Annotated in this window: 23 protein-coding genes; 4 read left to right on the top strand and 19 right to left on the bottom strand. The window is 38.8% G+C overall.

The features are described 5' to 3' along the window. The first annotated feature begins 198 nt into the window (after positions 1-198). Complete coding sequence (gene rpsT, locus IEU90_RS02985) at positions 199-453, top strand: 30S ribosomal protein S20 (RefSeq protein WP_003666832.1); 255 nt, start codon at positions 199-201, stop codon at positions 451-453. A gap of 146 nt (positions 454-599) precedes the next feature. Here the strand turns inward: rpsT and holA are convergent, their stop codons facing one another. The 16 genes from holA to pdhA all read right to left on the bottom strand — a co-directional run bounded on the left by holA (position 600) and on the right by pdhA (position 16,890). Next, the gene (gene holA, locus IEU90_RS02980; protein WP_153710583.1) at positions 600-1,643 is read right to left on the bottom strand and encodes a DNA polymerase III subunit delta; all 1,044 of its coding nucleotides are present in this window, start codon (positions 1,641-1,643) and stop codon (positions 600-602) included. Then, a complete protein-coding gene (locus IEU90_RS02975) occupies positions 1,613-3,664 on the bottom strand; it encodes a DNA internalization-related competence protein ComEC/Rec2 (protein ID WP_229723567.1) in 2,052 nt (683 codons plus the stop codon). The genes holA and IEU90_RS02975 overlap by 31 nt, the downstream gene beginning before the upstream one ends. Before the next feature lie 221 nt (positions 3,665-3,885). Beyond that, positions 3,886-4,371 carry a ComE operon protein 2 gene (locus tag IEU90_RS02970; protein WP_153710585.1) on the bottom strand — a complete coding sequence of 162 codons (486 nt, stop codon included), beginning with the start codon at positions 4,369-4,371 and terminating at the stop codon, positions 3,886-3,888. A 60-nt stretch (positions 4,372-4,431) separates the two neighbouring features. After that, positions 4,432-5,067 carry a helix-hairpin-helix domain-containing protein gene (locus IEU90_RS02965; RefSeq protein WP_188357694.1) on the bottom strand — a complete coding sequence of 212 codons (636 nt, stop codon included), beginning with the start codon at positions 5,065-5,067 and terminating at the stop codon, positions 4,432-4,434. A gap of 88 nt (positions 5,068-5,155) precedes the next feature. Then, entirely contained in the window at positions 5,156-6,208 is a 1,053-nt protein-coding gene (locus tag IEU90_RS02960; protein ID WP_153710587.1) for a SepM family pheromone-processing serine protease, read from the bottom strand. Further along, positions 6,192-6,713, bottom strand: a complete 522-nt coding sequence (gene coaD / locus IEU90_RS02955) for a pantetheine-phosphate adenylyltransferase (protein ID WP_153710588.1) — start codon at positions 6,711-6,713, stop codon at positions 6,192-6,194. The genes IEU90_RS02960 and coaD overlap by 17 nt, the downstream gene beginning before the upstream one ends. Positions 6,714-6,718: 5 nt before the next feature. Next, positions 6,719-7,276, bottom strand: coding sequence for a 16S rRNA (guanine(966)-N(2))-methyltransferase RsmD (rsmD, locus tag IEU90_RS02950; protein ID WP_153710589.1), 558 nt, complete (start codon positions 7,274-7,276; stop codon positions 6,719-6,721). Continuing rightward, a complete protein-coding gene (locus tag IEU90_RS02945; protein ID WP_153710590.1) occupies positions 7,273-7,557 on the bottom strand; it encodes a YlbG family protein in 285 nt (94 codons plus the stop codon). The genes rsmD and IEU90_RS02945 overlap by 4 nt, the downstream gene beginning before the upstream one ends. Then, on the bottom strand, positions 7,550-8,773 hold the full coding sequence (locus IEU90_RS02940; RefSeq protein WP_182597925.1) for an FtsW/RodA/SpoVE family cell cycle protein: 1,224 nt from the start codon (positions 8,771-8,773) through the stop codon (positions 7,550-7,552). The genes IEU90_RS02945 and IEU90_RS02940 overlap by 8 nt, the downstream gene beginning before the upstream one ends. A gap of 93 nt (positions 8,774-8,866) precedes the next feature. Then, positions 8,867-10,711, bottom strand: a complete 1,845-nt coding sequence (typA, locus tag IEU90_RS02935) for a translational GTPase TypA (RefSeq protein WP_153710591.1) — start codon at positions 10,709-10,711, stop codon at positions 8,867-8,869. Positions 10,712-10,822: 111 nt separating this feature from the next. Continuing rightward, positions 10,823-11,596, bottom strand: coding sequence for an inositol monophosphatase family protein (locus tag IEU90_RS02930; RefSeq protein ID WP_188357693.1), 774 nt, complete (start codon positions 11,594-11,596; stop codon positions 10,823-10,825). Next, positions 11,589-11,882, bottom strand: a complete 294-nt coding sequence (locus IEU90_RS02925) for a UPF0223 family protein (protein WP_153710592.1) — start codon at positions 11,880-11,882, stop codon at positions 11,589-11,591. Before IEU90_RS02925 ends, IEU90_RS02930 begins: the two co-directional genes overlap by 8 nt. A 137-nt stretch (positions 11,883-12,019) precedes the next feature. Next, positions 12,020-13,447: a dihydrolipoyl dehydrogenase gene (lpdA, locus tag IEU90_RS02920; protein WP_153710593.1), complete on the bottom strand. Its 1,428-nt coding sequence runs from the start codon at positions 13,445-13,447 to the stop codon at positions 12,020-12,022. A 6-nt stretch (positions 13,448-13,453) separates the two neighbouring features. Beyond that, positions 13,454-14,770 carry a 2-oxo acid dehydrogenase subunit E2 gene (locus IEU90_RS02915; protein ID WP_153710594.1) on the bottom strand — a complete coding sequence of 439 codons (1,317 nt, stop codon included), beginning with the start codon at positions 14,768-14,770 and terminating at the stop codon, positions 13,454-13,456. Positions 14,771-14,803: 33 nt separating this feature from the next. Next, on the bottom strand, positions 14,804-15,781 hold the full coding sequence (locus IEU90_RS02910; RefSeq protein ID WP_153710595.1) for an alpha-ketoacid dehydrogenase subunit beta: 978 nt from the start codon (positions 15,779-15,781) through the stop codon (positions 14,804-14,806). Between the two features lie 2 nt (positions 15,782-15,783). After that, positions 15,784-16,890, bottom strand: a complete 1,107-nt coding sequence (gene pdhA, locus IEU90_RS02905; RefSeq protein ID WP_153710596.1) for a pyruvate dehydrogenase (acetyl-transferring) E1 component subunit alpha — start codon at positions 16,888-16,890, stop codon at positions 15,784-15,786. A 256-nt stretch (positions 16,891-17,146) separates the two neighbouring features. Here pdhA and def point away from each other — a divergent pair, with 256 nt between their 5' ends. Then, the gene (def, locus tag IEU90_RS02900) at positions 17,147-17,707 is read left to right on the top strand and encodes a peptide deformylase (protein ID WP_153710597.1); all 561 of its coding nucleotides are present in this window, start codon (positions 17,147-17,149) and stop codon (positions 17,705-17,707) included. Positions 17,708-17,806: 99 nt separating this feature from the next. Here the strand turns inward: def and IEU90_RS02895 are convergent, their stop codons facing one another. After that, positions 17,807-18,283 (bottom strand): hypothetical protein, encoded by a 477-nt coding sequence (locus tag IEU90_RS02895; protein ID WP_153710598.1) that lies wholly within the window; start codon positions 18,281-18,283, stop codon positions 17,807-17,809. A gap of 137 nt (positions 18,284-18,420) precedes the next feature. Between IEU90_RS02895 and IEU90_RS02890 the strand changes: the two genes are divergently transcribed. Together IEU90_RS02890 and IEU90_RS02885 are read left to right on the top strand one after the other, a co-directional pair. Further along, positions 18,421-18,633, top strand: a complete 213-nt coding sequence (locus IEU90_RS02890) for a DNA-directed RNA polymerase subunit epsilon (protein WP_153710599.1) — start codon at positions 18,421-18,423, stop codon at positions 18,631-18,633. Positions 18,634-18,837: 204 nt separating this feature from the next. Further along, positions 18,838-19,782 (top strand): diacylglycerol/lipid kinase family protein, encoded by a 945-nt coding sequence (locus IEU90_RS02885; RefSeq protein ID WP_153710600.1) that lies wholly within the window; start codon positions 18,838-18,840, stop codon positions 19,780-19,782. 137 nt (positions 19,783-19,919) lie between these two features. Here IEU90_RS02885 and IEU90_RS02880 read toward each other — a convergent pair whose 3' ends face one another. Then, positions 19,920-20,123 carry a hypothetical protein gene (locus IEU90_RS02880; protein WP_153710601.1) on the bottom strand — a complete coding sequence of 68 codons (204 nt, stop codon included), beginning with the start codon at positions 20,121-20,123 and terminating at the stop codon, positions 19,920-19,922. A 152-nt stretch (positions 20,124-20,275) separates the two neighbouring features. Beyond that, positions 20,276-21,691, bottom strand: coding sequence for a C40 family peptidase (locus IEU90_RS02875; protein ID WP_188357692.1), 1,416 nt, complete (start codon positions 21,689-21,691; stop codon positions 20,276-20,278). Positions 21,692-21,840 lie beyond the last annotated feature (149 nt).

Here is a 21,840-nt window from a genome sequence, read left to right as displayed (position 1 = left end):
GCTAAACTGAGAAGAGGCAATTGCTACTTTATTGAAGTAACCTATACAAATATACATAATATTTCTTAATGATGCAACTATTTCTAGTAAATTTTGACTTGATCCGCGTTAGCTATTGCATTGCTGGCTAGTCTTTTGTATAATGACAAATGTTGAAAATTCTGGTCAACTGAAAATCGGGTAACGGAGGTGAAACTCATGCCAATCATCAAATCAGCAATTGAACGTGTTCGGACTAGTGAAAAAGCTGAAGCACGGAATGCTTCACAATTAAGCCAAATGCGGACTGCTATTAAGAAGTTCGACAAGGCAAAGCTTGCTGGCGCAGATAACCTTGATGACTTATACAAGGCTGCTATCTCAGCAATTGACCGTGCCCACTCTAAGGGTCTTATCAAGGCTAACAAGGCTGCACGTGACAAGTCACGTCTTTCAGCACGTTACGCTAAGTAAATAAAAGGAGCAACTAAATTTAATGGTTGCTCTTTTTATTTTTAAATTTCACTCAAAATGCAAATAATTAGACCATTTTATCTTTACATAGCAAAAATCCCTAGAGCTAATTTTGACTTAACTCTAGGGATTTTTCTAAAAAGATTCTATTTCTTAATCAATTGTTTTTTATTTTGTTGAGAATATTGCAACATAAACAACTGAAACAGCAATGAAGGATCACGTTGAGTCGTTTTTAACGATTGTTCTATCCGAATTAAACCTAAATAAGCATTTTCAAGACTTTCCATTGAAAAATTACGAATAGTCTTTAAGCCAAGCTTAACTCGATAAGGGTGAACGTTGAGCTTACTTGCTAAACTTCCCTGACTGAGGCCGCGATTGCTTAAGGTTTTAATTTGAATCAATAAACGGAACTGCCCTACTAGAACCGCATTTATTCTTAATGGTGGCTGCTGTCCTGCAAGTAGTTGTTGATACAAATCTAAAGCTCTCGTTTGATTATGTTGGAGGACGGCCGTTACTAAGTCAAAAACATTTTCATCCAATGATTGCGGAACCAATGCTGCGACCATTTGTTGATCGATTTTTTTCCCTTGATATGCTAAAATCTTTAATTTTGCCAAATTAGCATTCATCATTTCATAATCTGCATTTGTTCGCTGGACCAATTCATCTAATGCCCCTGACGTAATCTCAAAATCATCAGTTGCTAATTGTTGTGATACCTTTTGCCGCGCTTGTTGCTCATTAAGGGGACTAGCATCAACTAGGACTGCTGTCTTTTTTAATTGTTTTACAATTCCTTTGCGTCCATCAAGTTTTTCATAAGGTGCTGTAAATACAAGAATTGTTGACGATTCTGGATGTTCAAGATACTTTTTTAAGCTATCTAAGTCATGTTCAACTTTCGAATGTTTTTTTTCGCCTGTTAGAAAAAAAGGCTTATTAACGATAACTAAGCGCCGTTCACCAAAAAAAGGGGTTGCCATCGCATCATCTAAAGCTACTGCTAATGGTGTAGTTTCCATGTCATAACGCCCAATATTCATAACACGTTCGTTTTCAGGAATAAGTCCTATAAATTTATCAATTGCTTCTTGTTGAAGTACCTGTTGAGTTCCTAGAACTAAATATACCATCGCTGGCGTCTTTGTTTTTAGTTGCGCAGATAATTGGGTAACGTCCATTTTGTTTCATCTCCCCTCAATGTAGTTTTCAATTTTCCTTTTTGACCAAAGTATATATATTGTATCATTCCAAAACGTTGCGTCGATAAATAATTTATATTTAACATTTGAAAATGATCAATTGTTATTTTATCTGGGTGATGATACCGATTAAAACGTCCAGCAGAAATTATTGCATACCTAGGGCCAATCGTTTGAAGAAAAGACAGGTTACTAGACGTCTTACTCCCATGATGCCCTGCTTTTAAAATATCAATTTTTAATTGTGGATATTTTTGAATTACTTTTTGTTCATTTTGCTGATCCAAATCGCCAGTAAAAAGAAAAGTTTTACCACCAAAATTTCCAGTTAAAACCAATGAATCTTCATTTTTCCCTTCTCCAGTTGTAAAAGGATGTAAGATCTGTAACGGCAGCTTAGGAATTTTCATCGCATTAGTCACCGGAATTATCCTTACTGCCTTTTGGTTAGCGCAATTAACCTTATTAAGAAAACTAGCCTGCTGTTCCATACCAGCCGGAACAATTATACATTTCACCTTCATATTATCTAAAATTGTCGTTAAGTATCCAACATGATCAGTATCGTGATGACTCAAATAAATCGCATCTAAATGGCTTATCCCCTTGCTTTTTAAGTAATTAATCGTTATTCGTTGTGCATCATTTTGGTGGTTTCCCACATTAGCCCACTCAGGCTTTCTAAAGTTTAACTTGCCTCCAGTATCGATCATTAACACACGGCGGTTAAATGGTTCACGAATAATTATGGAGTCACCTTGACCAATATCAACAAAAGTAACTTCCCCATTAAACGGAAAGTGAATAATTCCTCCAGTTATAACATACATTAAAATTAGTACTTGCCATAATTGGGGTGAAAATCCTTGAGAGAATACTAATAATGTTAGCAAGAATAGTAATATTGCCAATAATAATGGTGGCTTGCCAAAATGAATCATTCCCGGAAAACTTGATAACCAGTCTAACAGATGTTGAAAATGTCGCAAACCACTATTAATCACATACGTTAAGAACGGGCAAATATTAAAACTAACTGCGCCAATTAACACAGCTGGAAAAATAATAGCGCCAAATAACGGAATAATTAAATAACTAACTAAAAAGCTTAAAAAATGAACTTCGTATACGTAACTCAACAATGAGGGTAAACTTATTAAATTCAAAAAGAGAGACTGTTTAAACCCATGAATTGATGATGGAAGCACTTGTAATACAAAGGATAATAAATAGCTTAACTGGCCCCCTAAAGTTAGTAGCAGCATTGGGTCAATCATTAAACCGATTAATAAACTAATGGACCACCCGTCAAGCTGATCTAAATGAAGATATTCGTGAAGTAACCCTAGTTCTGCCATTATTGTCGCCCGGATTAAACTCGTTGCTCCTCCACCGATAATTAGGTAAACAGGTAATAAGAGAATCAAAAATAAATCAATTATTTCTCTTGTCCACCATAATTGAACCAATATTCGCCGAAGCAAAACTGTTAAGAGCACAATATGCATCCCCGAAATACAGAACAAATGCAATAGTCCTAATTTCTTAACACTAATCATTAATTCTGCAGAATCCTCATTACTGTTACCAATGATTAGTTGCTGGCAATAAGCATTAATTGGATATGGTAAGCGATTAAAATATAAACTGAGCTTTTTTCTCCATTCATGACATATTCTCTTCATTCCATGATCATGCTCAGCGATCAGCATTATTCGATCAATTCGGAATTCGTTACAAATCCGGAGATGGTAACTATAGTGCAATTTATCAAATTGATTCTCATTTGTATTTGGAATTATTGGTTGGATTTGACCATCAACTTCCCAAACAGAAGTTTTTGTTAGATTATTAATATAATTCGCCTGTTGCCTCGATCTTAACGAGAAAGAAATTAGTTCCTGTTGCCCAGTACGCAAATCTTTTGCAATCCCCGTCATGAAATTTCCAGAAATCTTTAAATTATCTGGGTATACCAATAACGTCTGCTTAATTTTCACCTGCTCACTGGCCGCTCTCATCGCCAAATTTCGCTTTACTACCAAACAAAAGCCCAGCATTAAAACACATATCAGGCTGCTAATCCTCAGCACTATTTTACGCTTTAATTTAAGCGAAAAAATAGTAGTAGCAACAAAAAAACTAACCAGTGTGAACCGAAAAAACTAGCGGTTACTAATCCAGCAGTCAACGCTGGAAAAATCCAAAAATGATGGATATGCTAATTCTGCTCTGGATTAATGTATTGATCCAGATTTACCTGTTCTAAAATATTACTATCTAATTTAATTTGATGAAGTTCAACATTTTTTAGTTTAATTAATTTCATTGCATAGTCATCATTATGGTAATTACGAATATAATTTATCTCCTTAATCCCAGTCTGTAATAAACTCTTTGTACATTGTAAACAGGGAAAATCAGTTACATAAAGGCTCGCCCCATCTGCAGAAACGCCAAACTTTGCACATTGTAATAATGCATTCATTTCTGCGTGGATGGTTCGCACACAATGTCCATTTCGTAAATAGCAGCCTTCATCTATACAATGATCATCTCCTGCAACAGAACCATTATATCCGCCGGCAATTATTCGCTTATCACGCACCAAAACAGCCCCGACCGACAGACGATTGCAAGTACTCCGCGATGCTAGTAATGCTGCTTGAATCATAAAATACTGATCCCAACCAATTCTCTGTTTCATAATATTTCACTCCTCTTTATTTGAAGTATAGTATAGCAAAAACTTTCATCAAATTAAAAATTAGACAGATAAGTGATCTTTCAATTTAGCAACCGTCTTATCACCAAAGCCGTTTATCTCTTTTAGTTCTTCAACGTTCTTAAATTGACCGTGATCCTGGCGATATTGTAAAATCAAATCTGCTTTTTTATCGCCAATTCCTGTAATTTGGCACAGTTGTTCTTTAGTTGCGGTATTTAAATTCACCATTGAAGAGTTAGCAGCTTGGCCTCCATCTACAGAAGAAGTGCCTGTTTCAACTGGTCCTTGAATGGTTTCACCTTGGACCGGTATATAGATCATTTGCTGGTCAGTCAGTTGTTTAGCTAGGTTTACTTGGCGCAAATCAGCATTGGGTAACGGCCCGCCAGCGATACTTAATGCTTCATTTACGCGATCTTCTGCTTTTAATTGATAAACGCCCGGTCTTTTCACCGCACCTTTTATATCAATTGCCACTGATGACTTAGCCGGCTTAGAATTCATCATACTCTCTCTGCTATCACTACTTGCTAAAACAGCATTAGTATTTGTATTTGAAATAGGCAAATCGTTATCATGTCTGCTAGTTACCCAGTATCCACCAATAGCGGCTATAATCATTAAGATAATTATTTGCAGCCGATACCGGTCCCAAATCGCTGCTAATTGTTCCATCCTTTCACCCCCCTATATTATAAATACGTAAAAATTTAATTTTTGCATTAAAAAAGCGTGATCCAATTCTGGTATCACACTTTTTTAGTTATTTATGTGTCTGTAAGTAGTTTACAGCTTCGTCAAAAGAAGTTACTGGAACAACTTTCATTCCTGGAGCATATTTCTTAGCTGCTTTTTTCGCCATTTGATAATTGGTCATATGGCCTTCTTCATATTTTAAGATTTCTTTTGTTGGCTTGATATATGGAGCAAAGAAAATTGTTGCGCCAGCACGATGGGCAGCAATCACCTTTTTATCAATACCACCAATTTCACCTACTGTTCCATCTGAACTTATTGTTCCTGTTCCAGCTATTTTACGACCATGCTGTAAATCTTTACCGCTAATTTGTTGATAAATCTGCAAACTAAACATCAGTCCGCCAGAAGGCCCCCCATATTGCCCAGCATCAACCTTAACCGGAATCTTTGTTTTTACCTGCATGTTATTCGTTAAAATAATCCCTATTCCGGTTTTATTGGTATTGGCAATTTTGACTAGTGGGTGGGTTACCGTTTTAGTTTTACCATCGCGAGTATAGGTAACTGCTAATGGTGTACCAACTTTTTTAGCAGCAATGTACTTTTGAAATCCTTGCGCCGTATTAAAGTGTCGTCCATCAACCTTAGTAATTGTATCGCCGACATGAATATCACGTTTAAATTTGGAATTAGGCTGGACCTGAAGAACATAGATCCCTAAATAATGCCGATCTACTTTCTGATGCGCTGCTTGATAAGCTACCGCAATTGCCTCATTAATTGAACTATCCATGTAAAACTTTTGGACACGGTCAAAGGTTGCGCTATTTTGTCCACCCGTTACATCATCGGCACTTTCAATCGACATATATGGTACCATTTTCGCATATAAATAAGTAGCTGGGTGAGCACGTTGAATTGCGACCGAAGTTAACATAAAACTACCCTTATAGCGATCTGGATGCCCTTTTATTTTTACAAATGATTGTAAATCAGCTGCCGTACCGGGACTTTCAATGTATGAATTTAACGGCCAAAACAGGAAACATCCTAATAGTAGAACCAGTCCTAAAACGACACCGATTCGTCGTAATATTACATTATCTTGTTTCTTCATTATCTTGCTTAACCCGTAACATTTCGCGTTCTGCTAGCCGTTTTTTCAATGCTTCGTTAATATTGGCTGGTAAGTAAGCAGAAATGTCACCACCAGCTGATGTGACTTCCTTTAGTAAGCTACTTGATAAATGCTGATATTCTGGCTTTGCAAGGAAGAAGACCGTTTCGCACTGATCATCCAAAAAGTTATTCATTGCCGCGATATCCCGTTCATACTGAAAATCGGTTGTATTTCTGAGACCGCGCATTAAATAATCGGCACCAATCCGATTCATAAGGTTAACTGTTAAACCTTCTGTTGTAATAACAGAAACATTATCTAATCCGCTAACTGCTTCTTTAATTTGCGCCACTCGTTCTTCCACGGTAAACAATGGATTCTTGCTCTCGTTTGTCATAACCGCAACTGCCAATTGATCAAACAGGGCACTCCCCCGCTTAATTAGGTCCAAGTGTCCAAGAGTTAATGGGTCAAAGGATCCTGGAAATACTGCAACTTTCATTATTCTTACTTCCTTTCACGTTGATAAATAGTCAATACCGTTATTCCATATTCTTGCCGACGAATAAATCTAAATCCGGATAAATCAGTTGGTAAATTTGCATTTTGATCAGTCTCGGCAACTATAATGGCATCATCTGCCAGCAAATCATTCTCTACCATTTTTGTTAAGTCATTAACAATTTGTTGCTTAGCGTATGGAGGGTCTAAAAATACTAAATTAAATCTTAAACCATCTTTTTTAAATAAATTTAATGCTTTATGGGCATCCATCTTATAGACATCAAACTGTTCCTCGTGCTTTGTAACAGCAATATTCTTTTTGATCGTTTTAATTGCTTGATACTGACGGTCAACAAGAACTGCCCGCTTGATACCACGTGAAACAGCTTCAATACTTAGACCGCCACTTCCCGCATACAAATCAAGACTTGTTCCTTCATCAAAATAAGGACCAATAATATTAAATAAAGCTTCTTTCACTTTATCTGTTGTTGGTCGTGTTGTCATTCCAGGAACAGCACTAAGTTTACGACCACCAAAGTCTCCTGCAACTACTCTCATTTCTTATCATCCTCATCATGTAGTCGATAAAGCCCTGTTACTTCAAGATCCGTTAAAGTTGGATCTAAATCTGGGCGTGCTGATAATTCGACTTTTCTTACCGCACGTAATCGACTTACCTTTTCCTTTATCTTTTCAACGTCACTCTGGTCTACATACATTACCACATAATGCATTCGGCGTGAAATGTAATCAATTTGACCATAATGACGCAGTGCCCGAATTACACGGTTATTATTAATATAAATTATTAGCGATCGACGCGGAATTAATTTAAACATCCTTTTCGCCTCCCGCTTCTGGAATAAATGGCTTTCCCATCACTAACCGTTCACGATTTTGCTGCATACTAATATTCATTACAATTCCGACAGTAGCTGATAAGATCAACATACTTGAACCACCATAGCTAATAAATGGAAAAGTAACTCCTGTAATCGGCAATAAGCCGAGAACCCCACCAATATTAAAAAGTGTTTCAACCGTTAAGAATGTAGCAGAGCCGTAGCAAATCAATGTTTCATATAAACTGTCAGCACGGACCCCAACCTGAATTATCCGACAAATCAAAAATAATAAGGTAACCAAAATCACAGTAACACCTACTAATCCTAGTTCTTCACTAGTAATCGACATAATGAAATCGGTATTTGGTTCTGGAAGATATCCTAACTTTTGGATACTATTTCCAAGACCAACACCAAACACGCCACCGTTACTGATTGCGTAATAGGAGTTAACTAATTGGCTTCCTGACCCGCTCGCATTTCCAAACGGATTTAAGAACGCGACAAAACGAGCAACTTGATATCCGCCACCCTGAAGCATTCCAGTTTCCACTAGTCTTTCAAGGCCCAGATAACCTACAGCAGGTAGCACAAGAATTATCCCTAATCCAAATCCCCACTTATAATCAGCTGCTAAAAGCATAATAGCAATAATTGCGGCATTAATTGCCATCCCCCCGATGTCAGGTTGAATCACAATTAAGCCAAGAAATACAATTACAATTAGCCAGGGTCCTTTAGCATCAGTCGTAAAATGCTGTCCACGTTGACGAATTTTATCCATGCGATCTGACAAATACAAAATAAAATATAATTTGCAGATTTCAACTGGCTGGATATTAAAGAATCCTAAAGATATCCAGCCCTTTGCCCCATTAACCGCCCTACTAAATACTAGTACGATTACAAGGAGCGCACCGACCACTAACGTTGAATCACGCAAAAACTTCGGCGTACGGTAATGTCTTAAAGGGTAATTAGCTAAAATTGCCATTACCGTTACACCTATTAAGACATATATTGTTTGTTTTATTAGATATCCTAGCGGTGATCCACCATTTTGCATCTCAATGGAAGCACTCGCAGAATAGACCATTACAATCCCAATCAAACATAAAGCAAGGTATGGGACCAAAATGTAATAATCAAGGTAGCGGATATTATTCCATACAGAACGAATCTTACGGAATCTTAGTTTCTTTTTACTCACAAAGTGCACCTACCTAAAGATAAAATACAATCATTATTATACAACAAAAAAAAGCCTGAGAAGCCAGTCAGCCTCCCAAGCTTTTTTAAATATTTACTTCCGTGAAGCAGCACGACGACGTTTTGCTTCCTTTTCCCGTGCATTAGTATTAAGAATCTTTTTCCGAAGACGAATATTTTCAGGTGTAATTTCACAATATTCATCCTCGTTTAAGAATTCAAGTGATTCTTCAAGGGAGAAGTGAGTAGGAGTCTTGATATGAGCCATTTCGTCTGAACCTGCAGCACGAACGTTTGTCAAGTTCTTACCCTTGGTGATGTTAACAGTGATGTCATTTTCACGACTGTTTTCACCAACAATCATACCTTCATATACTTCCGTACCTGGATCAATCAATAACTGTCCACGGCTTTCAATACCCATCATTGCGTAGGTAGTAGCCTTACCAGCATTCATTGAAACAAGGGTACCCTTTTGACGACCAGGGTTCCAGTTCTTAATAACTGGGGCGTACTTTTCAAAAGTATGGTTCATAATCCCGTATCCACGAGTCATTGTCATAAATTCTGTAGAGTAACCAATTAATCCCCGTGAAGGTGCCAAGAAAATCAACCGAGTTTGACCGTTCTTAGAAGGTTCCATGTTCTTCATTTCACCTTTTCGCTTAGCTAAACTATCAATTACGGCACCGGTGTACTCATCTGGTGTATCAATTTGAACTTCTTCAAATGGTTCACACATTGTACCATCAATTTCACGATAAATAACTTCTGGACGAGAAACTTGAAGTTCATATCCTTCACGACGCATTGTTTCAATCAAGATGGAGAGGTGTAACTCGCCACGACCAGAAACAGTCCATGCACCTGGTTCATCAGTGTCATCAACACGTAATGAAACATCTGTGTGTAATTCATGACGTAAGCGATCTTCAAGTTGACGAGCAGTAACAAACTTACCTTCACGGCCGGCAAATGGTGAATCATTAGTCCGGAATGTCATTTGAAGCGTAGGCGGATCAATTCGTAATGGAGTAAGTGCTTCTGGGTGGTTTGGATCAGTAACAGTTTCACCAACATTAATATCTTCCATCCCTGAAACAGCAATCAAGTCTCCAGCCTTTGCTTCTTGAATCTCAAGACGCTTCAAACCGAAGAAACCAAAAAGCTTAGTAACACGGAAATTATGCTTGGTACCATCAAGCTTCATAACAGTAACGTTATCACCAACCTTGATCTTACCACGAACAACGCGACCAATACCAATTCGACCAACGAAATCATTGTAATCCAAGATGGCAACTTGGAATTGAAGCGGTTCATCAGAGTTGTCAATTGGTGCTGGGATTGTCTTGATGATGGTATCAAATAATGGCTTCATGGTGTGTTCTTGCGTAGAAACATCTGAATCATAACTTGAAGTACCGTTCATTGCAGAAGTATAAACAACTGGGAAGTCAAGTTGATCTTCATCAGCACCTAATTCAATAAAGAGGTCAAGTACTTCGTCAACAACTTCTTCAGGACGTGCACCTTTACGGTCAACCTTATTAATTACAACGATTGGTGTTAAGTGCTGTTCAAGTGCCTTCTTAAGAACAAACCGTGTTTGAGGCATTGTTCCTTCAAATGCGTCAACAACAAGCAATACACCATCAACCATCTTCATAACACGTTCAACTTCACCACCGAAGTCAGCGTGTCCTGGTGTATCCAAAATATTAATTTGGTGGCCTTCATATTTAACAGCAGTATTCTTTGAAAGAATAGTAATACCACGCTCACGTTCAATAGCGTTAGTATCCATCGCACGATCTTCAATTGAAAAGTGTTCTGGTAAAGTATCTGATTGCTTTAACATTTCGTTAACCAAAGTAGTCTTACCATGGTCAACGTGGGCAATAATCGCAATGTTACGAATGTCGTCACGAGTTTTCAAAACTTGATTCTCCCTTTCGTCATATCATTATTTTATTAAGTCGAACAGCAGCGGCTTATCAATAGCCAATTTCATAAAAAAACTGTGACATCGCGGTCACAGCCTCGACAACTAATTGATGATCTGTCGAATGTCTCGACTAACCTGCCTCGTTGCTACTAATACAAGATTAGATGATAACACATTAATGGATCGACCGTCAATTGATTTCACAACTAAGCCTAATTCTTCTGCCAACATTCGGCCAGCAGCAAGATCCCATGGCTTTAAATTAGAAATATAAGCACCCAGCTGCCCAGTAATTACATCAATCATTTCAATTCCAGCACTGCCATACATTCTTAAGCCAATTGCTTCTTGTGCGATTTCTTTCAATGATGGGTTACCGCTCAAAGTTAGCGTTCTATTCATTGCTAAAAGACTTTCACGTAGACCGAGGTTCGCTGGCTGATTAATTTTTTTATCATTAACATAGACACCATCCCCACGACGTCCATGATAAAGGCGGCCGTTAATTACATCAAGAATATAACCAAGTACCGGACTGCCATCAACATATAATGCCAGCATAACAGCAAAATTATTGTGCTGTTTGACAAAATTCATTGTTCCATCAATGGGGTCAACAATCCACACATGTCCTTGCATGTTAGTTATTTGGCGGTCACCAAATCCCTCTTCACTTAGAATCTGACTATCTGGATCAATTTTACGCAATTGATTGTTTATCAACTGTTCATTTTCGCGATCAATTGTCGTTACTAAATCCGTATAATTTGTTTTTATATCGACCTGATAGTCTTCTCCCATTTTTTCAAATGCGTTTTGACCCGCCTGACGAACTATTTGCTGGGCTTGCTGATCTAACTCTTTAATACTAATCATTTTCTCGCCCAACCATTTTAATCTTCTTATCTGACGATTCTTGCGCTGCTTTTACAACTTGGTAAAGAACATAGCCAGAACTCTTTTCAAATTCTCGGCCAAGTTGCTTCTCTTCAGCTTTTGAAGGAACAACTTGCTTAAACGTACGGTAACAGTCTAAGACTTTACTGCGGTCAATGCCGACTTCATAAGCATCTTCAACCGCCCGGAACATGGCAATTACCTGCTCCATTTCTTTAGTTGTCCATGATGGATCAAGCGGATAACTATAGTTTTGTGAATTCATTCTTTGACCCTCCATTATTTTGCTACTTGTATTATACAATCCAATCTAAAAATTAGAAACTAAGGACAATAAAAAGAATATAAAAAAGTTCAGAACGAATATTTTTCGTCCTGAACTAATTTTTAGGAAAGATTCTGTTAAATATGAGTTGGGAACCCAAGTGCAATATCTGCAGCTTCTTGAACCGGTTCATTCAATGTTGGGTGCGGATGAATTGTCAAAGCAACATCTTCAACATTCATTCCACAGTTAACGATTAATGAAAGTTCCCCTGCAAGATCACTTACTCCTGGGCCAACACCTTGAGCACCAATAACGTTCTTCTTATCTTTAGTGTAAATAAGGCGAATAAATCCTTCAGGTGAATCAAGAGAAACCGCACGAGCGTTACCAGCAAATGGGAATTGAGCTGTTGATACTTCAATACCCTTATCCTTTGCTTGATCTGGCGTCATGCCGACTTGAGCCAATTCAGGATCAGCAAAACAAACCATTGGTACGCCAACCCAGTCATTTGCTGTATTCTTGCCTGAAATTGCTCCTGCAGCGGTTTTTGCTTCAAAGAACGCCTTATGAGCTAAAGCAGGTCCTGGAACAATATCACCAATTGCCCAAATACCAGGTACATTAGTCCGCCCCTGTTGGTCAACGATTACTTGATGGTGGTCATTGAGTTTAACACTGGTCATGTCAAGACCAAAGTCATCAGTATTTGGCTTACGACCTACTGATACCATACAATAGTCAGCCTTAATACTCTTTTCTGCACCATCTACTTCATAAGTAACGGTTACGCTGTCATCATCTTGTTGAGAGTTCTTAGCCATCGCTTTCGTTACGATGTCAACACCCTTCTTTTCAAGATTCTTAACAACAATATCAACCATATCATGGTCAAAACCGCCTAGGATTGAGTCTGTACCTTCAATAATTGTTACATGTGCTCCTAAGTTAGCATATGCCCCTGCTAATTCAGTACCAATGTAACCACCACCGATAACAACTAGTTCACTTGGCACTTCTTTAAGGTTAAGTCCGCCAGTTGAGTCAATAACCCGACCTTCGAATTTAAAATGAGGGATTTCAACTGGACGACTACCGGTTGCCAAGATTAGGTTCTTCCACGCAATTGTCCGACCATTATCGTTGTCCATAAATTGTTTAGGACCCGGCTTAATAACCCGAAGCTGGTGATCATTATCAAGGATTGCTTCCCCATCGATAATTTCAACTTTATGCTTCTTTAAGAGCATCTTGACACCACGAGTCATTCGGTCAACAACCTTGTGATCCTTCCAGTCTTGGGTCTTTGTGAAGTCTAGTTTGGCATCGGTCTTTGAGATTCCATAAACTGAAGAATCAAGTGTTTGTTGATAACGGTGTCCTGCCGCAATAAGTGCCTTTGAAGGGACACAGCCCACATTCAAGCAAACACCGCCAAGACCTGGATCACCCTTTTCAATTAAAGTAACTTTTTGTCCTAATTCAGAAGCACGAATAGCGGCAACATAACCACCAGGACCTCCACCAACGATTACTGTATCTTTTTGTTCAACATCAGCCATATTATCCTAAGCCTCCAACGCAAGCAATTCAGGGTCATGCAATAACTTCTTCAAGTAATTAAGGGCATTTTGTCCCAAACCACCATCAATTAACCGGTGATCAACAGTCAATGATAGCTTCATCATGTGACCAACAACAATCTCACCTTGTTCGTTAACAATAGGTTCAGTAGCAATTGTACCAACACCTAAAATAGCAACTTCTGGTTGATTGATAATTGGAGTAAACCACTTACCACGCATTGAACCAATGTTAGAAATCGTCATTGATGTACCAGCCATTGAGTCTGGGCTCAACTTATTATCTTCGGCTGCTTGAGCATTATCCGCGATTTCCTTAGCGATCTCAATCATGCTCTTTGAATCAGCCTTCTTGATGTTCGGTACATATAGACCATGATCAGTATTTGTAGCAATCCCAATGTTGTAGTAATGCTTTTGAACTAATTCCATTGTACTGTCGTCGATTGAGCAGTTAAACTCTGGGAACTTCTTCATCGTTGCCACTAACGCCTTAACTACATATGGTAAGAAGGTTAAGTGAACACCTTGTTCTGCAGCAACTGGCTTGTACTTCTTACGTTGAGCCATTAACTTAGAAACTTCAACATCATCAAACAATGTAATCATTGGGCTAATTTCAACGGATTTACGCATATTCTTTGCAATAATCTTCCGCATGCTTGACAATGGTTCACGCGTTTCCGCATCTTCACCAGCACCCTCGTATGGCTTAATCGTGTTTCCAGCAGCTTTAGCAGGAGCAGCTGATGTAGCAGTTTGTTCGCTCTTAGCAGGTGCGGTTGCAGCAGCTCCATTAAAGTTGTCAATATCTTCTTTAAGGACTTGTCCATGATTACCGCTTGGTTGGACAAGAGAAATATCAACACCCTTATCACGTGCATATTGACGAACAGAAGGCATTGCCATTACTAACTTATTAGGTTCAGCTAATGGTGCAACTCCCCCTTGAGCTGGTGCGGCACTTTCTTCTTTAGCAGCTGGTGCCTCTTCTTTTGGCTCCTCTGCTGGTGCTTCATCATCATCGCTATCTTCAACTTCTACATTCGTACTTGTTTCAGACTTACCATCATCGATTTCAGCAAGCTTGTCGCCTTTCTCTACATGGTCATCTTCATTAACAAATAACTTAGTAACGGTTCCATCAACTGGTGATACCAACTGAGTAGTTGACTTATCAGTTTGGATTTCGATTAAAGCATCATCCGCCTTAATCTTGTCACCTTCTTTAATGAGCCAAGATGCAACGTCACCTTCAGTTAAACCTTCACCCATTTCTGGTAATCTAAAAATATATGCCATATCGTATTATCTTCCTTTCTAATCCACACTCTATTAGTAGTTAACTACTTCACGTGCGGCATCCTCAATTTCACGTGCTCCTGGAAGCCATACATTTTCGGCTTGTGGGAATGGGTAAACTGAGTTAGGAGCTGCAACTCGGGTAACTGGTGCGTCAAGGTACATAATTGCCCCTTCAGAAATTGCTGAAGCTACTTGTGCACCAACGCCAGCCATCTTTTGTGCTTCTTGAGCAATAACAACCCGGTGAGTCTTCTTAAGCGATTCAAAAATTGTATCTGTATCAAGTGGATAAAGCGAACGTAAGTCAATAATTTCAGCTGAAATATTATCCTTTTCTAACTTCTTAGCAGCCTTTTGTGCTTCAGAAACTTCCCCACCATAAGCGATAATCGTTACATCCGTTCCTTCTTGGACAACATTAGCCTTATCCAACGGAACCGTGTATTTATCATCTGGAACTTCGCCTTTTACAGAACGGTAAAGACGGAGGTTCTCAAGGAAGAGAACTGGATCATTATTTTCAATAGCTGAAATAATTAATCCTTTGGCATCATATGCTGAACTTGGAGCAACAACCCGTAATCCTGGAATACCAACGAAGAAGTTTTCAAGATCATCCCCGTGTAATTCAGCAGTATGGGTTCCGCCACCATAAGGAGTCCGAATGGTAATTGGTGCATGGCGAGTACCATTGTATTGGAAACGCATCCGTGACATTTGAGCTGCAATTGAGTCCATTGCTTCAAATGTAAAGCCCATAAATTGAATTTCTGGAACTGGACGCCAGCCAGTAGCTGCTAGTCCAATTGACATCCCTAAGATACCTGATTCGGCAAGTGGTGTACTGAATACCCGGTCAACACCGTACTTTTCCTGAAGACCATTTGTAGCCCGGAAAACACCACCATTTTTACCAACATCTTCACCGAATACTAAAGTCTTAGGATCTTCGGCTAAAGCAATGTCAATACCTTCAGTAATTGCTTTGATATAAGTCTTTTTAGCCATGATTACTTCGACTCCTTTTCTTCGTACTTTTTAATTTGTTCTTTAATATCTGGAGTTGGAACTTCAAATGTCCGCTTCAGCATATCGCTAACCTTTTCTGGTTCTACAGAGTCAGCTTCCTTCATTGCTTCCTTAAAGCTTTGCTTGCATTCGTCAGTATACTTTTGTTCTTCTTCTTCAGACCAAAGACCATTCTTAGTCAAGTACTTACGAAGCCGAATTAGCGGATCCTTGTCAAACCATGGCTTTGTTTCTTCATCTGTCCGATAACGACTAGGATCGTCACCAGCAGAACTGTGTGCACCAAACCGGTAAGTTAGCGTTTCAATTAATACAGGACCATTACCGGCAGCAGCAAATTCACGAGCTTCCTTAGCAACTTCATAGCAAGCCAAAACATCCATTCCGTCAACTTGAACACCAGGGATACCAGCGGCAACACCTTTTTGTGCAATTGTTTGTGCTTCAGTTTGTAATTTACGTGGGAATGAAATAGCCCAACCGTTATTTTGAATAATAAATACGGCAGGTGCTTGGAATGCCCCAGCAAAGTTCATTCCTTCATAAGTATCACCTTGTGAAGAACCACCTTCACCAGTATAAGCATAGGCAACAGTATCTTCTTCACCATTTTTCTTAATTCCAAGTGCACCACCAGCCATTTCGACCATTTGGGCACCGATAATAATTTGTGGACGAAGAGCGCGTGCATCAAAAAGGTTTCCTTTGATGTGCCCCTTTGACCATAAGTACATTTGAGCAACTGTTGCCCCGTGTTGAATTAGTTGTGGCAAGTCACGGTATGCTGGGAATAAGAAGTCTTGCTTCTTAAATGCAGCAGCAGTTCCCATTTCAGATGCTTCTTCACCCCAGGTTGGTGCATAAAAGCCTAAACGACCTTGCTTAGAGAAACTCATCGTTTGTTCATGCAAAGCACGTTCCCAAACCATTTTCTTCATTAAATCAACTAATAAATCATCACTGAAATTAGCCATTAGGTCCTTGTTTACAACGTTACCGTTTTCATCAAGAATCTGTACAGGCTTTGCATATGGAGCCCCTTCATTGGCTTTAATCTCAGCAAAATTAACAGCTTTGGTATTGGCCATATTTAACATTCCTTTCCAAATCCAATTAACATCATGTAAGCGATTGCCTACCTACATTTCTAGTATAACTGATTGTTTGAATAATACAAGCGCTTTCATGAACTTAATCAACGAAAATGTCGCAATTTCTTGTCGAAAGTAAACGTTTCCGTTAATAAAATGATATTCTTTTAACTAAATATATCTTTATTAGCAATTTCTGGTAGATATGATAGACTAATATATGACGAATTTTTAAATGGAGGTATAGTGAGTAATGTATTTAATGAAAGATATTACCCGTGATGGCAACCCTGTTTTGCGCAAACGGGCTGCTAAGGTCTCATTTCCTCTATCTGATGAAGACCAAAAATTAGCAAAAGATATGATGCAGTATCTAGAAGTTAGCCAAGATCCCGAGTTATGTGAAAAATATAAATTACGGGCCGGCGTTGGGCTTGCCGCTCCACAAGTTGGCGTTTCAAAACAAATGGCTGCAGTATTAGTCCCTTCACCAGATGAAGATGGCGATCCATTATTCAAGGATGTAATTATTAACCCAGTAATTGTTAGCGAATCCGTTCAATACGGTGCACTTACAGAAGGCGAAGGTTGTCTCTCAGTTGATAAAGACGTTCCGGGATACGTCCCACGTCATGATCGAATTACTTTACGTTACCAAGATGTTGATGGTGAAACACATAAGGTTCGGCTAAAGCACTATCCGGCAATTGTTTGCCAGCATGAAATCGATCATTTACATGGTGTTCTTTTTTATGATCACATCAATAAAGAACAACCATTTGAAGCTCCTGCTGATACGGTAATGATCAGTTAGCAAAAAGCACTTGAGAACTGTATTATCCATATAAAAAGCGCCCGGTAATAGTTAGGCTTCTATCTAACAATTACCGGGCACTTCATTTTGTTATTTTCTTTATTTACTGTTTTGATTTAAGCGTTTTAAATCATCAATATATTCAACTGTTGCTTCATTAACTAAATATGCTATGTCAATGTGAAGGATCCCCTCATAAGTCCACCAATCAGTTATTACAAATGCCTGCTTAGCTTTAGGCGCCGTTTGCAAATGATGTTGATTTGCATACTCATCAAGCAAACTTGCTAATTTTTGTTTAGTAAAGTCGTCCAAGCTAATATCATCCTTTTTATAGTCAAAGTGATATTCAAACGCAAGAACACCTTTCCCCCATACATCTGCAACAATTTGCGAGTCCAGGCTCTTATTCCAATGAAGAGATTTCTTTAAACAATCATTTAAGGCCGTATCAGTTACCTTTTGTGCATTATTTCTAACCATCATTGTTGCACGGTTAAGAACTAACCGGTGAATTGCTAGATAGAGGATAATAACAATTATTGCCGCAATAATGCATATTATAAATATACTCATTTCCAAACACCTCTTTGACCTTTACTTTTATTTAATAATACCATGTTAGGAAAATTTAGGACACATTAGGTCATATGTGATAGAATAAGTAAGGTAAATTACTGCATAATATCTTTAATTAAGGAGTTTTTAACAGTATGACTTTTAAAGTATACTACCAAGCTGATAAGACTAAACGTCCGGTTCGTGAAAATACTCAATCATTATACCTTGAAGCCGATTCAGAAGCTGAAGCATTATTAATGGTTGAACATAATACAGATTATAATATCGAATTTGTAGAACAACTTGATGAAAAGGCCCTTGCATACGAAAAGCAAAACCCTAATTTCAAGCTAACGACGTTTTAATCTTTAATTATTAACCGCGAGGCTGGGAGAAAGCAACCATTTTCTCCCAGCCTCAACAATTTAACAAACATTAGTAAGATAATGTGGAAACCAACTACAAGATTGGAAACGATAAACAGTTTGTACTGTGCCAGTTTTGTTAGGGAGGTCTATTCCCCATTCTCTTATTCTTCGCTTTTTAGCATTATCAAAGGAGGAACATTGATGAATTATTCCATCATCCTCAACCGTCATGCTGGTAATGGCAATGCTGAAAAGGCATGGGCCACTATCAAGCCGCTTCTAGATCAACAACAAATCGATTATCATATAGAAACGACTAAGTATCCTAATCATGGAGAATACCTTGCAAGTCAAATTGCTCAATCGCATTCTACGACTTCATCTATCGTTATCGCAATTGGTGGTGATGGAACACTACATCAAGTCGTTAATGGCTTAATGAAAACCGCTAAGCAATTAGATAAAGCACCTCTCCCTGTTGGCTATATTCCTGCTGGTACCGGTAACGATTTTGCTCGTGCCTATGGAATTTCCTTACATCCGCACCAAGCATTAAATCAGATTTTGACCGCCAACAAATCGCGGTTCATTAATATTGGCCACTACCATGAAGCAATTCGCGGGGAAGATGGCTACTTCCTTAATAATTTAGGAATTGGCTTTGATGCTGCGATTGTTAGTCGTGCTAATACTTTTAAGTCGCGTCATAAAAAGAACCATATTGGTCGATTTACCTACTTGCAAAAGGCAATCGGGGTTATGTATGATCAGGAGCCTTTCACATTAATGATTCAGCAGGATCGCAAGCGATTTATTTTTCCCAAAGCATATATTGCAATTGCTAGTAATCATCCATTCATTGGCGGTGGTTTTAGAGTTGCCCCTCATGCCTCGCTAACTAAGCCATCACTAGAGTTAGTGGTTGCTGAACGAAAAAACTGGCCGCTAACTACTTGGCAATTACTTCAATTGACAAGGGGAAAACTTGATCAATCACGGTTTGCTCACCATTTTCAAGGTAATAACCTTCATATTACAACTACTTCACTTGAATTTAGTCAGACGGACGGGGAAGAAATGGGTAATCGATTTATTGACATTGCTCTCGATATAACACAATACCCAATTTGGCAAACACGGAAATAGATAAAATACAAATAGGGTTCCAGCAGTTGGTAAAGCCAATTTCTGGAACCCTATTATTTATACTTTTTACGACAAAAGCGTGAGGAGGAAGCAACGAATAGCTCCTGTCACGCTTTATTTTTGGTCATATTTATAATTTAATCCTCAGAAGCTTCCATCGCTTCTAAAATAATTCGTAACTGACTACACTCCTCACGCAAGGATTGCATCTCTTCACCATATTTTGGCTGAATAGTAACAGTTTGGGTGCCTGCACACTGCTGTCCCTCTTGTTTACATAAATCATCTAAGCGAGACTGCGCACGGTATAAATCTTCTTCAATTTCATGTTTGTTACTCATATCTAACACTCCCCAATAAATGTGAAATATTTTTAGAGCAATACTGGAATTGCAATATAAGTAAGATAACACGAGCACAGAAGAATGTTAACCCCTTTTAAGTTACATCTTTGTTACTATCTAATGAAAAGTCTCTAATAATCTATCAACGATTATTTAACAGTTCCGGCAAAACTTGGATTGAAGTATGGGCTAATAGTGTAAGTAGCAACATTAGTCCCCGGCTTAGCAGCAGCTACATATTGATTATTTCCGGTATAAATTGCAGTATGGTAAGTTGATCCGTGGTTCCCCCAGAACAGAAGGTCACCCGGTTTAGCCTCACTAACAGGATGCTGGTCAACACAGTTTTCAAGCGCACCTGTATAGTGTGGTAACTGCTTTCCTTCTGCATTGGCATAAACATACTTAACTAAACCAGAACAATCCATGCCACTAAGGTTTTCACCGCCCCATACATATGGAACGCTGTTAGAGTTAGCAATTTTGGTAGCTAGACTAACAACAGACCCATGTTGAAGATCTTGACCAGCATTAGGTGCAGCTTGTTGTACTGGTTGATTAGTCACCTGTGATTGTTGCGGTTGTGCCTCTGATGCTGCAACTGGCTGTTGTGAAACAGGAGCAGCATTGCTTTGTGGCGCAACAGTTGCTTGTGAAGCGGGAGCCGTTTGTGCCACTGGCGTTTGGCTTGCTACTGGAGCTGCCTGAACAAATGATTGACCATATAGCACGGCATTATTAACAGTAGTTGAAGTAGGTTGTGCTTGTGGAGCAACGCTATTATTAGCTGAAACAGATGTCGGCTGAGTATTATCAGTTTGTACTGCACTAGCTGCTTCTATCTTATTGTTAACTGCTGTTGAACCTGCTGTAGAAACAGCACTTTGTACGTTAGGAACAGCTACAGATGAATCATCACTGGTTACAGCAGCAGAACTAGCTGCGTTTTGATAAGCACTAGCAGCTACTGGTTGTTGCACAACTGCAGAGTTAGAAACTACTTGAGTACTAGTGACAGCTTGTTGAGATACTGAGCTTGCAGCAGGTACTTGTACTTGACCTGTTGAAACTGGTGCAGCTTGTTGTGATTGCTGAACCGGTGCCATTACTTTTGCAGAAACAACGGGTCCTGTTACACTTAGTTGCTGACCAATGTATAAGGAGTCATTAGCACCTAAGTTATTCCAAACCATCAATTGATTTACTGTAATGTTATACCGGTTAGCAATTGAGCTAAGAGTATCACCAGGTTTAACAGTATAACTGCCATCAGCATTTAAATCTGCACTTGCATCGTGAACAGACAGTAACGTTAATTGTTGACCAACCGTGATTAAGTCAACGCTATCACTCAGCTTCTTAACTGATGGGTTTGCTTGTTCTAGCGCACTAACTGAAAGTCCATGCTGTTTAGCAAGTCCCCAAATCGTATCCCCCGTCTTAACCGTTAGCTGTTCAGCATTTACAGCTTGCGTTGATACTGCCAATAAACTGAGGGCACTAACTGCTCCCGCAACGACCCCGTGAGACCGATGACTATTCGAATGATGTGTTCTTTTACTCATATAAATAAAACACCCTCCCAAAAATCCTCAAAATAAACAAACAATAAAAAGTGAAATACACAATTTAACTTTACCATTATTTTCCAAAAGCGTATAGCAATTATTAGAGTGTTCTTAAAAAACGTTACTTTTTCTTAAAAAATAAGTTT

The sequence above is a fragment of the Limosilactobacillus caviae genome, from assembly GCF_014635905.1.
GTDB lineage: Bacteria > Bacillota > Bacilli > Lactobacillales > Lactobacillaceae > Limosilactobacillus > Limosilactobacillus caviae.
Note: the sequence above shows the minus strand (reverse complement) of the source record. Positions and strands in the feature narration are given on the sequence as shown.